The sequence below is a fragment of the Flagellimonas abyssi genome, assembly GCF_019457905.1.
GTDB classification, from domain to species: domain Bacteria; phylum Bacteroidota; class Bacteroidia; order Flavobacteriales; family Flavobacteriaceae; genus Flagellimonas; species Flagellimonas abyssi.
Map to the genome: position 1 here is coordinate 1 of NZ_JAHZSV010000022.1, position 13,416 is coordinate 13,416.

At 41.4% G+C, this 13,416-nt stretch carries 11 protein-coding genes; 2 read left to right on the forward strand and 9 right to left on the reverse strand.

Going from position 1 to position 13,416, the window contains the following annotated elements; all coding sequences use genetic code 11:
• Positions 1-434: 434 nt before the first annotated feature.
• The 9 genes from rimK to K1F36_RS14215 form a co-directional block, all read right to left on the reverse strand.
• The gene (gene rimK / locus K1F36_RS14175) at positions 435-1,805 is read right to left on the reverse strand and encodes a 30S ribosomal protein S6--L-glutamate ligase (RefSeq protein ID WP_220114424.1); all 1,371 of its coding nucleotides are present in this window, start codon (positions 1,803-1,805) and stop codon (positions 435-437) included.
• Positions 1,806-1,818: 13 nt separating this feature from the next.
• Positions 1,819-2,604 carry an RMD1 family protein gene (locus K1F36_RS14180; RefSeq protein WP_220114425.1) on the reverse strand — a complete coding sequence of 262 codons (786 nt, stop codon included), beginning with the start codon at positions 2,602-2,604 and terminating at the stop codon, positions 1,819-1,821.
• A gap of 28 nt (positions 2,605-2,632) precedes the next feature.
• The gene (locus K1F36_RS14185; RefSeq protein WP_207032885.1) at positions 2,633-2,941 is read right to left on the reverse strand and encodes a hypothetical protein; all 309 of its coding nucleotides are present in this window, start codon (positions 2,939-2,941) and stop codon (positions 2,633-2,635) included.
• Positions 2,942-2,943: 2 nt separating this feature from the next.
• Positions 2,944-3,918: a deoxyhypusine synthase family protein gene (locus K1F36_RS14190; protein WP_220114426.1), complete on the reverse strand. Its 975-nt coding sequence runs from the start codon at positions 3,916-3,918 to the stop codon at positions 2,944-2,946.
• Positions 3,911-4,846 carry an agmatinase gene (gene speB / locus K1F36_RS14195; protein WP_220114427.1) on the reverse strand — a complete coding sequence of 312 codons (936 nt, stop codon included), beginning with the start codon at positions 4,844-4,846 and terminating at the stop codon, positions 3,911-3,913. The genes K1F36_RS14190 and speB overlap by 8 nt, the downstream gene beginning before the upstream one ends.
• Positions 4,847-4,866: 20 nt before the next feature.
• Positions 4,867-6,321 (reverse strand): arginine decarboxylase, encoded by a 1,455-nt coding sequence (locus K1F36_RS14200; RefSeq protein WP_220114428.1) that lies wholly within the window; start codon positions 6,319-6,321, stop codon positions 4,867-4,869.
• A 468-nt stretch (positions 6,322-6,789) separates the two neighbouring features.
• Complete coding sequence (locus tag K1F36_RS14205; protein ID WP_220114429.1) at positions 6,790-8,991, reverse strand: xanthine dehydrogenase family protein molybdopterin-binding subunit; 2,202 nt, start codon at positions 8,989-8,991, stop codon at positions 6,790-6,792.
• A gap of 17 nt (positions 8,992-9,008) precedes the next feature.
• Positions 9,009-9,464, reverse strand: coding sequence for a (2Fe-2S)-binding protein (locus K1F36_RS14210; RefSeq protein ID WP_108244531.1), 456 nt, complete (start codon positions 9,462-9,464; stop codon positions 9,009-9,011).
• A gap of 193 nt (positions 9,465-9,657) precedes the next feature.
• Complete coding sequence (locus K1F36_RS14215) at positions 9,658-10,488, reverse strand: endonuclease/exonuclease/phosphatase family protein (protein WP_220114430.1); 831 nt, start codon at positions 10,486-10,488, stop codon at positions 9,658-9,660.
• A 325-nt stretch (positions 10,489-10,813) separates the two neighbouring features.
• Between K1F36_RS14215 and K1F36_RS14220 the strand changes: the two genes are divergently transcribed.
• Together K1F36_RS14220 and K1F36_RS14225 are read left to right on the forward strand one after the other, a co-directional pair.
• Positions 10,814-11,821, forward strand: a complete 1,008-nt coding sequence (locus K1F36_RS14220; RefSeq protein ID WP_220114431.1) for a transporter — start codon at positions 10,814-10,816, stop codon at positions 11,819-11,821.
• Entirely contained in the window at positions 11,802-13,352 is a 1,551-nt protein-coding gene (locus tag K1F36_RS14225; RefSeq protein WP_258539078.1) for a vanadium-dependent haloperoxidase, read from the forward strand. Before K1F36_RS14220 ends, K1F36_RS14225 begins: the two co-directional genes overlap by 20 nt.
• Positions 13,353-13,416 lie beyond the last annotated feature (64 nt).

A 13,416-nucleotide genomic window follows, 5' to 3' on the forward strand; every position in this document is an offset into this window, starting at 1 on the left:
AACAAAAAAGTCGGAAGAATAATCTTCCGACCATGACTGCCGTAAAAACGGCTCTTTTCCGAAAAAGTAGGTCAAATTTATGGGAACATATATTTGATCTTAGAAAACCGTTACAACCAAGGGGCTCAACCTCAAAAACCCCTTGGAGCAACGTAAACCTTTTTGTAAATAAGATATTAGGTTAAGAACACAAAGTACCCCATAATCACCCCATCCTATTTAAGGTTTATAACGAAAGCTTAAAAGCTTAGCGTTAACTGGGACAAACATACAACGGCTATGTGATTTTTTATGGGTACAATTTACGAATGGGGCATTTGGTTTAACGAATGCCCCTTTTCAATTTATATTCGTGATTTTCGAGACCTGTGTAGGAAGTTATTTACAAAAATAACAATCTATTGATTTTCAGCAAATTGAATTGATTAAGCTATTTAGTGCTTATATTTTAACTTTCTTTCGATGGTTTCGATCATTACGTTGGCAATGTCTTTTCCTGTGGTATTTTCGATACCTTCCAAACCTGGTGATGAATTCACCTCCAACAGAAGGGGGCCTTTATTGGATCTAATCAAGTCCACACCGGCAACGTCCAAATTGAACACTTTTGCAGATTTTATGGCCAGTTTGCGCTCTTCGGGGGTTATTTTGACTTTAGATGCCGCACCACCTTGGTGGATATTCGCCCTAAACTCTCCTTTTTGCGCTGTACGTTGCATGGAGGCCACAACTTTGCCATTAACTACAAAACAACGAATGTCATGCCCGTTGGCTTCTTTAATAAATTCTTGAACCAAGATATTGGTCTGTACACTTTTAAAGGCATTGATCACACTCTCGGCAGCCTTATTGGTTTCGGCCAACACAACGCCCTTGCCCTGAGTGCTCTCCAATAATTTAATGATCAATGGGGCACCGCTGACCATACGAATAAGGTCTTTGGTATCCATTGGTGATTTGGCAAAACCTGTTGTGGGTATGTGAATATCGTTTTTGGAAAACAATTGTGATGCAAAAAGCTTGTCCCTTGACCTACCTATAGAATCGGCCGTGTTTAAACAATAAACCCCGAGGGTATCGAACTGCCGTAACAAAGCGCAACCGTAAAAGGTAACCGCAGGTTTTATCCTTGGAATAACGGCATCGAACTTGTCCAGAATGTTTCCTCCACGATATCTGATTTCAGGTGTGGATGCATCCAATTTCATATATACGTGCTCCACGTTCAAAAAAACCACTTTATGCCCGCGCATCTCGCCTGCCTCAATGATTCTTTTGTTACTGTAAAGGTTTGGATTACTGGCTAAAAGACCGATTCTAAGCCCCTTTTTTTCTGTTGTATAGGGCTTGTATTTTTGTTCTAGTTGTTCCTCAGTAATATCGCCCTGAATAAAGCTTTCGGAAGGATTCACCAAAAACCTATCGTTCATAGCCTCACGGCCCAACAGCATACGGTACTCCATAGTATCCCTATTGGCCAAGGTCAAATCTATCTCATAACTTTTACCCGCAATAGTGACCGACGTCCTTATTACGGGACGTTCCTCCGCGATGCCCTGAGAACTTTTTACATTACGGACATCAACTAATTTGGCCTGACATAATATGGATATGCTTCTATTGTCTTGAACGGGATTCACCTCGAACCGGACCCATTCTTCCAATCCTTTGTTAAAAACCTTGATTTTACTGGCTTGAATCGATGATGTTTTTGCACCGGAATCCACTCTTGCCTTTATGGCGGGAATTCCTAAATCATCAAAACGGCACCATTCTTCGCTACCCAATATTTTTAAATCGTCCAAAACAACTATTTATTTAACTGATTAATCTCATAATAAACAGGTCAACCACCTCGACCAAGATCAAAATAATAATGATCCATTCCAGTCTGCTGCTTTCCCTGTGATCCATAATATTCATGAACAGACTTAAGTTCTCTTTGATCACAATACCCTGCTCCTTTATATTTCGATACCTTTCCTTGAGGTCAAAGATTTGTTTTAGGCCCTTGTCCAGTCGGTCCAGTTCCATGTCTTCCCACACTACTTCATGTGAATCAAAAATATAAAGGTTCTCGGAAATTTGGTTGTTGATGTTCAACACTTTTGCAATGTGACGCTTCAGCTTCTTTCCCCCCAGGTCCAACTTACCATTTTGTTCCAGATAGGTGGTGTGCTGCCGAGTCTCTTTCATGGCTTGTTCGGAGAGTCCTGCAAAATAATCCAAAGCTACCGACTGGGATAAATGCAACAATGCCAAACGTATACCTTCCACATTTGATTTTGGCAATATCACTTTATCATGGTCTATTGTTGCTCTTCCCTGATCAGAAACGAGTTCCATATCCATGGTCTCCGTAATGTCCGATTGACGCCATTCTTCACAAAATGGCTTGATTTCCATTAAAATTTCTGATATTTCGTTCTCGGCGTACCCAAAAAAGGAAACAACACCATATCTGAAAATATAAAGGTAACGTGATGCATCGGAATAAAAAAGTTCATCACGATCTCCGTAAACCAGCTCTTTGCTCAAGGCGTTCCTGCAAGCTGGTATGTTGATACTTGCTGCGAGGTAAAGCGCCATTGCTTTTGATTCCATCTTTAATAAGTTAGTCTAACCAACAAGGTTATTCTTCTTCAGAACTTTCGAGCTCATCGGTGTCCAAATCAGAATCTTCGCTGTCTTCATTGTCAGAATCATCAAAATCCTCCATGGCCATCACCAAACGCTTACTTACTTTTATAAGATAAGCCGTGTCATCAGTTCTCACTTCAACACATTCCACTACTTCGTTGCTGGCGTTTCTGTATGTTACTATATCATCGTCGTCATAACCATCGGGAAATTTCTCAACAAGAAGGTTGAGTATGTTATTATCCAACTTTTTATAATCAACTATTACACGTTTTAAAACGGGGGTTTGTCCTTTTCTCATGGTTACATGTCTAATAAGTATGCGAAAATCAAAGGCGCCACAATGGTCGCATCAGATTCTACAATAAATTTGGGTGTGTCTATGTCCAATTTGCCCCAAGTGATTTTTTCGTTGGGAACTGCTCCGGAGTATGATCCATAACTTGTGGTGGAATCACTGATTTGACAAAAGTAGCTCCAAAATGGAGTTTCTGTCTGTTCCAAATCCTGATATAGCATGGGTACAACACAAATAGGGAAATCACCTGCAATACCCCCACCTATTTGGAAGAAGCCAATGCCTTTTTCTGAATTGTTCATGTACCAATCGGCCAAAAAGGTCATATACTCGATACCTGATTTCATCGTGCTTGCCTTCAATTCGCCTTTGATCACATAACTGGCGAAGATGTTGCCCATGGTACTGTCTTCCCATCCTGGCACTACGATCGGCAAGTTTTTTTCGGCAGCTGCATACATCCAAGAATCCTTGATATCGATTTCATAATACTGCTCCAAGACACCAGATAGCAAGAGCTTGTACATATATTCATGTGGAAAATAGCGCTCGCCCTTTTCTTCGGCATTTTTCCATATATCGTAAATATGTTTCTGCAATCTCCTAAACGCTTCTTCTTCCGGAATACAGGTATCGGTTACTCGGTTAAGTCCCTTCTCCAACAGATCCCATTCTTCCTGTGGTGTAAGGTCCCTATAATTTGGTACTCTTTTGTAATGGGAATGTGCCACAAGATTCATTAAATCCTCCTCTAGGTTGGCCCCGGTGCACGAAATAATATGAACCTTATCGGTACGGATCATTTCAGCAAATATTTTTCCTAGTTCCGCGGTACTCATCGCCCCGGCAAGGGACACCAGCATTTTGGATCCTTGGTTCAATTGGTCTTCGTACCCTTTGGCGGCATCCACTAGGGCTGCCGAGTTAAAGTGCAAAAAGTATTTTTGTATAAATTGTGATATTTCTCCTTTGTTACTCATCGTAATCTTCTAAATTATTTTTGGATTTTTTGAAGTCGTCACCGTCCTCAAAGTTTTCATCCATGAATTCATTATTGTTTGAAAATTTGTAGCTCAACATCTTGTAATACAGTTTCGCTGCCAAAAAGTCGGATGATTTATCATTTTTGTTGGGGCATAGCTCCACAATATCAAAACCGACCACGTTTTTCTCTTTAAAGACCCTTCTTAAAAAGTCAAGGGTCTCGTACCAGAAAAGTCCACCTGGCTCCGGGGTTCCCGTTGATGGCATTATCGATGGATCTAGTGCATCGAGGTCAAATGTTATATACACATCATCCGTCATTAGGTCCAATGCAGAGTCCATCCAAAAATCATCGGAAATCATCTCATGGGCAAAGAAAACATTGTCCCTGTCCATTACCAAGGTTTCGGTATAATCCATACTACGAATTCCAACTTGGACCAGATTTGTGGTTTCCTTGGCCTCGTACATTGCACAGGCATGATTGTACTTGGATCCCAAATATTCTTTTCTAAGATCGGTATGTGCATCTAGCTGAAGTACGGTCAAATCTTCGAAACATTCACTGAACGCCCTTATAGCTCCTATGGAAATGGAATGTTCACCACCTATCATGGTGACCAACTTATTGCGTTTAATGTAATCTTTTACCGTTCCATGAACGGCTTCTACCATTTCTTCCGGGGAATCCAGCTCGGTTATCGCATCTGCGAGATAAATTCCTTGTTTGTACACTTCGCTATCGGTCTCGATATCGTAAGTCTCCATGTTTTCGGAGGCTTCCAAGAAGGCTTGCGGACCTTTGTCCGCACCTTTGCCCCAAGTACTGGTACCATCGTAAGGAATGGGCAACAATACTACTTTAGCTTTTTCGGCCGAACCGTATTCCTTTGGAATTCCGGCATATGTTTTTTCTGTTTTCATTTTTATTTTTAATTCCTTTTTCAATTTTTGCTTGGCTCCTGAAGGTTTTCCACCGCTACCAAAACATCGGAATCTTTTTTGCTTTCATAGCCCAATATGGATAAAAACTCGCCTGCCGTTTGTTGTTTGGCGAATACCGATGTAGTTATGTTCCCATCCTCATCCCTATTGATCAAAATATGTTTAGGATGTGGAATTAGGCAATGCTGTAGGCCTCCAAAACCTCCAATGGTCTCTTGGTATGCCCCTGTATTGAAGAAACCTATATACAGTGGTTTGTCCTTTCTATATTTTGGCAAATAAATGGCGTTCATGTGCTGCTCCGAATTGTAATAATCATCACTATCACAGGTTAGGCCGCCTAATAGGATACGCTCATATTCATCGTTCCATCTATTAATTGACAACATGATGAAACGTTTACTGATTGCCCAAGAATCTGGCATGGTGGTAATGAAGGACGAGTTGATCATGTTCCATTTTTCCCTATCGTTCTGTTGTTTTTGATAGAGTACTTCATAAATATTTCCCCCACTCTCACCTACGGTAAAGCTTCCGAACTCGGTAAAAATATTGGGGACTTCCACTTCTGCTTCATCACAGGCCTGACCAATTTGGTGAATGATCTCATCCACCATATACTCATAATCATATTCAAAGGCCAAAGAATTTTTTATGGGGAAACCACCGCCAATATTAAGACTATCCAATGTTGGACAGACTTTTTTAAGGCTGATATACACCTTTAGGCATTTCATCAATTCGTTCCAGTAATACGCAGTATCACGGATTCCGGTATTGATAAAGAAATGAAGCATCTTCAGCTCCACCTGCTCATTTGGTTTTATAGATTGGTTAAAGAATGGAACTATGTTCTTGTACCCTATGCCCAATCTTGATGTATAGAACTCAAATTTTGGTTCTTCTTCCGAAGCGATACGGACACCAATTTGGAACTTGCCATCGATTTCTTCGCTCAAGAGATTGATTTCCTCATAATTATCGATTATCGGAATACATTTTTTATGTCCGTTGTTTATTAAACGGGCTATGTTCTGAATGTACTGATCTCTTTTGAATCCGTTGCAAATCACATAATTGTCCTTGGTGATTTTTCCAGTCTTTTTTAGATGTTCCACAATATTTATATCAAAAGCCGAGGAGGTTTCGATATGGATATCATTTTTGAGCGCTTCATTCAAAACATGCTCAAAGTGCGAACTCTTGGTACAATAGCAATAATGATATTTACCAGCATATTTGTGCTTTTTTATAGCTGAATTGAACCACCCCTTCGCCCTTTGGATATTATCCGATATTTTGGGTAGATAGGTAAACTTTAAGGGAGTCCCGTATTTTTGGGCAAGTCCGTAAAGGTCTATACCATGAAATTGTAATTTGTTGTCCTCCAATTGAAATTCCTCTTGTGGAAAATCGTAGGTCTGCTCGATAAGATCGATATATTTTGTTTTCATTTAAATTTCGTAATTGTATTAAAAGATAATGAGAAAAATAGAAGTCTAAAAATCAAACTTTCTCAGATACGAAATTCAAATACGGTATAAGGCACAAAATAGGGATTCCGTGAAAAATCACGGTTATAATGATGTAGTTCTTCGAAAGTCAGCCCGTGTATTCGGTGTCTTGATCTTAAGACGGCTTTTGGGGTAGACTTTCTTATCTCCAAAAGCCCGAACATGAAAAAATTCTTCAAAGCTTATAGGCAATGAACCCTAATTGGTCGGATTCATTTTATGGGGGCAAACATAAATAAAAATCCAATACTGCAACTTTTTTTGGATATTTTTTTAATACATCTAACTAATTGATTACATGTATTTTATAATTAAATAAGATTTATTTTATATCATTCCAAAATAAAAATGGCCAGTAATTTGGAAATTACCGGCCATCTTAAACAGATTATTTTATGCTTGTTTAGATCAACCCACTAATGGTGGTTTGTCATTAATAAACGGCTGCTTGTAATAACGCCTTCCTGTTGCCTTATACAAAGCATTGGACAACGCTGCAATTGCCGGTGGCAAAGAAGGTTCTCCCAGACCTGTTGGATCAATTCCATTGTCTACAAAATAAACCTCGATATTTTTTGGAGCCTCTGAATGACGGATAAGTCGATAGGTATCAAAATTGGATTGCTCTGGCTTACCATCCTTAAATGTCATGGCACTGTAAGTAGAGTGGCCTATTCCATCTATCATACCACCTTCTATCTGGTTTTTGGCCGCCAATGGGTTGATTACGATTCCACAATCCACCGCACACCAAATATTATCTACCCTAGGTATATCTCCGCCATCTTCCAGTTCTATTACTTGAGCCACATAAGAATTATGGCAATAGTAAGCCGCTACGCCTCTGGCTTTTCCCGTGTCGGTTCCCCAATTGGCTTTCTCTTTGACCAATTTAAGTACTCCAGCATATCGTGCAGGGTCGTAATCGTTGCTTTCTGGGTCACCGACTGGATTGTTTATGGCCCTATCAAATAGTTCCAACCTGAAATCCAATGGGTCTTTGCCCGCAGCTTCGGCCACCTCATCTATAAAAGCTTGTTCTGCCCCCGCAATAAAATTGGAACGGGGCGCTCTCCAAGCACCTGTGGTAACATTGGTCTGTAAACTATGTTTTTCGGCCAGATAATTGTCCACTGCACCTGCCGGGAATCGGTTTTCAAAAATCAAATCATCGTTGGTACCGGCTCCCCTTACATGCCAGGCAATCAAATTGCCCTCATCATCAAGTCCTGCTTTGAACTTAACCTTGTATGATGGCCTATAAGTACCTTGGGTCATATCATCCTCCCTTGAGTACACCAATTTAACAGGAGCGTTCATTTTTTGGGAAATCACAGCTGCTTCTATCACAAATGGGCCATAGAGTCGGCGACCAAAACCACCTCCCATACGGGTCATCATAATATCTATTTTTTCTACTGGCATTCCCAAACGCGCAGCTACTGTTTTCTCGGTAAACTCTGGTGTTTGTATAGGTCCCAGCAATTCGGCTTTCTCAGGTGTGACATGCGCAAAGAAGTTCATCGGCTCCATGGTATTGTGTGCCAAATAAGGTGCCGAGTAGGTGCTTTCCACAATTTTGGCCGCTTTGGCAAATGCCGCGTTCACATCACCATCTTTTCTTGCTGGTGTTTCCGTTGGCTTTTCCAGTAATGCGGTCAGTTCTTCTTCATGGTACGCAGTACTTTCCGCCGTTGAATCTTGCTCCCAATCTACTTCTAAAGCCTTTTTTGCCTGCATGCATTCCCAAGTACTGTTCCCAACAATGGCAACCAATTCGGCAATACCTCCTTGATCGGACCATTGCTTCTCTATGCCTTCGGGATATACTTCAAAATGGAAAACATCCTTGATGCCCGGCATGGACTTAACCGTATCGGCGTTCATGCCTTTATATTTCATGCCAAATGCTGGTGGATGCACAATCATGGCGGTCAACATTCCTTCTTTATAGACATCGAGACCAAACAATGGTTTCCCTGTAACTAATTTGGGCCCATCCACGTTTTTCTTGTCTGTTCCAATTATGGAAAAAGTTCCATTTTCTTTCAATTGCACCTCTTCGGGCACTTCTATACTTGTGGCAGCGGAGGCCATTTCACCATAACCAGCTGAATTTCCACTGGCTTCGTGGGTTAGGACACCATCTTTGGTTGTAATCTCATCTGCTGAAACGTTCCATGCTTGGGCGGCGGCCTCTTTCAACATTTGCTTTGCGGTGGCACCGGCCATACGCAGGCTTTCCCACCCTTGTCGGATAGATTGGCTTCCTCCCGCCAATTGGCGAGTGAAGATGTCCGTATTCAGTGGTGCTTGCTCCACAATTACATCTTTCCATGCAATGTCCAATTCTTCGGCCACGATCATAGGCATGGATGTTTTTACGTTTTGGCCGATTTCAGGGTTTGGCGACATTATGGTCACCATACCGTTATCCCCTACTTTTAGAAAGCCGTTCAGGTCGAACCATTCTTTGGGTAAATTATTTACCTGTTCGGGAGTCATTTTACAAGAAGCCAACCAGCTGAAGCCTATCACAAGCCCACCACTAGCTAATCCTGTATTCCGAATAAAGGCGCGTCGTCCTATTTTAGTCTTTACAAGTGTCATTGTACTAGTTTTATGGGTTATGATTTAGCCGCTAGTTTTACGGCTTTTTTGATTCTTGTGTAAGTTCCACAACGGCAGATATTACCGTTCATGGCCATTTCAATTTCTTCGTCAGTTGGATTTGGATTTTTCTCCAGAAAAGCAGAAGCTGTCATAATTTGACCTGCTTGACAATACCCGCATTGAGGTACGTCCACTTCCAACCAAGCTTTTTGTACGGGATGGTCACCTTCTTCTGACAACCCCTCTATAGTGGTGATTTCTTGGTCTCCTACAGATGAGACCGTCAACATACATGCTCGAGTAGCCGTGCCATTCAAATGAATTGTACAAGCACCGCATTGTGCTATTCCGCATCCGTATTTTGTCCCAACTAAATTTAAGTGGTCTCGTAAAACCCAGAGCATTGGAGTGGAAGGATCCACGTCAACCTCCTGTTTTGTTCCGTTGATGTTAAGTGTATAAGTTGCCATAAAGTTGATTAATTCCTTTGAAGTTAAATATTTCTTGGAACATTTCTGGAAACTCCCTTACAACATCCCTAAAAATTAACATTGTTTTTAGGTTTTTTGAGGTTAATTAAAATAGATATAAATAACTAGGTGGCATTATTGGTTCCACAAATCAAAAAATCGGATAATGATAGATAGTTTAAGAGTCTTGATTTCAATACTTCAACCGGGCAAAAACGGGTAAATGGTCGGATGGGTATCGTGTATCCTTGGAATCACTCAAAATGGCACTTTTTAAAACCTCAAATTCATCGGAAACAAAGATGTAGTCAATTCTATTTTTAACCGGTTTGTTAAATTCAAAACCATTAAAGGTTCCATCTGGCCCGAATGCATTTTCGCCTGCTGCCAAATGGGTATCTTTCATTTTGGTCAAAATTACTTGAACGCCAGGGCTATCACTTTCCAGATTAAAATCTCCTGTGACCACTACCGGATAATGCTCCGTGTTCAATTCTTTTATTTTTGCAAGAATGAGCTTGGAACTTTCTTCACGCGCCTTTACTCCCACATGATCAAAATGGGTGTTGAATACCATAAATTTTGTACCATCTTCCTTATTCCGGAAAATCCCATAGGTACATGTTCTTGGCAAGGCTGCGTCCCATCCTTTGGATGGTTCTTCGGGAGTTAAGGATAACCAAAATGTGGATTTTTCAAGTAATTTGACTCTTTCCCTATTATAGAAAACTGCTGTATGCTCCCCTCTTTCATCGCCATGGTCACGACCCACACCAAAATAAGCGTAATCCTTCAGTCCCTCATCTATCTCCTTTATCTGATGAATCAATCCCTCTTGAATACCGAATACATCAGGATTGTAAAAATTGAGTTGCGAAATGAGAAAGTCCTTTCGGTTGTCCCAATTATTGGGAGCATCATCTGGATTATCATAACGGATATTGTAGGAGATAATGTCAATGGTTTGACTTTTAGCAATTGAAACAGAAAGCATTGCTACTAAAAAGAATACTATTTTTTGCATTGGTATAAGGTCATCAAATTATTAAAGAATATGCAAGCTATCCAATTTCTGTAGTATAGATGTTATCATATCTTTATTTTAACGCTTCGTAGGTCTGTTCCACTCCATAACATGATAACTATCAGAAAAATAAAGTGGAATTTATGTTTCCTTAATCCAAATTAATCGTTCAACAACCATCTTACCTTTTTCATAATATCTTTTGGTAATCCCTTAGTCTTCAATAGTTGGCCAGAGGTCTATTTTAGCCTGCAAATCTGTTACAAACAAACCATTATCAATCACAACCAGTATTGCCAAACGGGCAATCCATCCAATTCAAATTATGATATTACACCAACAATTAAATTCCTTTATTCCTGATTGGGATAAAAAACGAGGAAGGACAATGCGGCTATTGGGGATAGTGATCGCAATCATTACATCCGAAGCACTACATGCACAAACTCCCTCCGATGGGCTTATGATGCCTTCCAAAAACATCTGTGTTCTTTTCTCCTATGACATGGGTACTTTTGATAGGTATTGGGAAGGTTCCTATCTACGGTCCAATGAGACCATAGCTACTGTTGACCGAAATATGGTTCTGCCCATGGCTGCCATTGGTATTTTGGACAACCTTAATTTTTATGTGAGCCTACCCTTTATCAGCACCGAATCTTCAGAACCTAACGGAGGTTTTTTTACCGGGGCCAGAGGATTTCAGGACATTGGTTTCGCCTTGAAATACAGGCCAATTCGAACGGACTGGGGACCTGGGCGGATTTCCTTTTTGGGAACAGCTGGATTTTCCACTCCCTTTACCAACTATCTTTCCGATTACAGGCCCTATAGCATTGGTGCAGGAGCGCCGGAGTTTTCCCTTAGGGCAATAGCCCAATATGAATTTAAAAATCAACTTTATTTCCGTGCTTCCGCAGCACACCTTTGGAGAGGATATACCGAGGCAGAGCGCGATTATTATTATAATGATGGGAGCTATTATACCGCTTGGATGGACGTGCCCAATGCATGGACCTATGAAACCATTCTTGGAAAATGGTTGTTCGACACCTCCTTGAAACTGGAACTGAGCTACTCTAGCCTCACCTCCACCAGTGGTGATGACATTAGGGCCTATAATGCGGCCCAACCCACCAACAAAGTTGAAGTTGATAGATTGGGATTCTCGGCCCAATATTATTTTAAATCCATTAAAGGATTGGGTGTCGTGGCCTACCATAACCGAGTAATTGATGGAAGAAATGCACCAAAAATGAGCAATACCGGCTTTGGACTGACTTATCAATTCAGCGTAATCAAAAAACAAACTGATGAAGAAAATGCGCAATAATATTACCATACTGCTTTTGACCGCATTGGTCATCAGCTTAATATCCTGTGAAAAGGATACCCCGCAATACCTACCCTATGAAGGATACACCTATGCCGAACTTAATACAAATGGCGGGGATTGGGTTCCCGTGCTCCAATCTTCCGGCGATGCGATAGAGGTTACGGCACCTTCCTCAACGGATTCACAGGAATACCAAGATGAACTGGAGGAATTAAAAGCTGCCATGTCAACCATGACTTCCGATCAAAGAAAAGCTATAAAATATTGGACCAACAACCCTGCGATTCGTTGGAATGAAATTGCGTTGGAACTCATTGCCAAATACAATTTGATTCCCGGACCCAATGCTGATGGCACCTACACATTGCCAAACCCATCCAATCCAGAAGGCCCACCTGCTTTTCCATTTGCACATCCACCGTATGCCTGTAGAGCTTTGGCCTATATGTCGGTGGCACAGTTTGATGGACTTATTTCGGCTTGGCACTACAAATACGAATACAATAGGCCTGCTCCTTTTCAACTGGATGAGACCATTGATTATGCCTACGGAGAGAATGACCTTCCATCCTACCCTTCCGACGGGGCCGTAGTTGCAAGGGCTTCCAGAAATATTCTTTCGGCCATGTTTCCTTTGGAAGTGGAATACCTTCAAAAAATGGAAGAGGAACATCTTGAAAGTCTGTTGCTGTCCGGTGGCAATGTTATGAGCGATATTACGGCAGGACTGGAAATAGGTGATGCCGTGTCCGAAACAGCGTTGACAAGAGCATCCAACGATGGAATGAAAAACGCACAAACGCCAAAGGCCGTATCCGACTCCATCAAACAAGCTGCTTACGACCGTTTTGGTTGGGCTTGGGACAATCTAGAAATACCTGTGCGACCCGTAGGGCTTACACCATTGTTTAGTAAGGTAACCATGTGGAGCATTGATGATGTGGAAAGTGTGCGCCCGATTCCACCTCCACAATTGGATTCGCAAGAACTTTTGGACGATGTGGAACTTTTAAAGGACTATGCCAAAAACATGACGGATGAAAAAAGAAGAATTGCCAATTTCTGGCAAGACGGTTTGGGCACCTATACTCCTCCAGGGCATTGGAACCGTATTGCCAACGAGTTTATGGTAGAATACAAACTCAACCCTTTGCAAACCACTAGAACACTTGCCTATATGAATATGGCCATAATGGACGCAGGTATCAGTTGTTGGGATGCAAAATACTATTACCACTACCCAAGACCCATTCAATTAATTGAAGGTTTTGAAACTATCGCCGGAACTCCCAACTTCCCTAGTTATACATCAGGCCACAGTGTTTTTTCCGCTGCTGCCTCGGAGGTGTTGGCCTATGTTTTTCCGAACGAGGCATCTACCGTAAGGGCATGGGCGGAAGAAGCGGCTATCTCACGTGTGTATGGCGGCATTCATTGGAGTTTTGATGCCACGGTTGGAACAGACCAAGGTCGTGAAGTAGCCCAATACACCATCGACAGGGCCAAAGCTGATGGCGCAGACCAGTAGTTAAAAAAATAGGATATACTAAAAACTGACCATGGTTAATAAAAAAGCCCGATCATATATGATC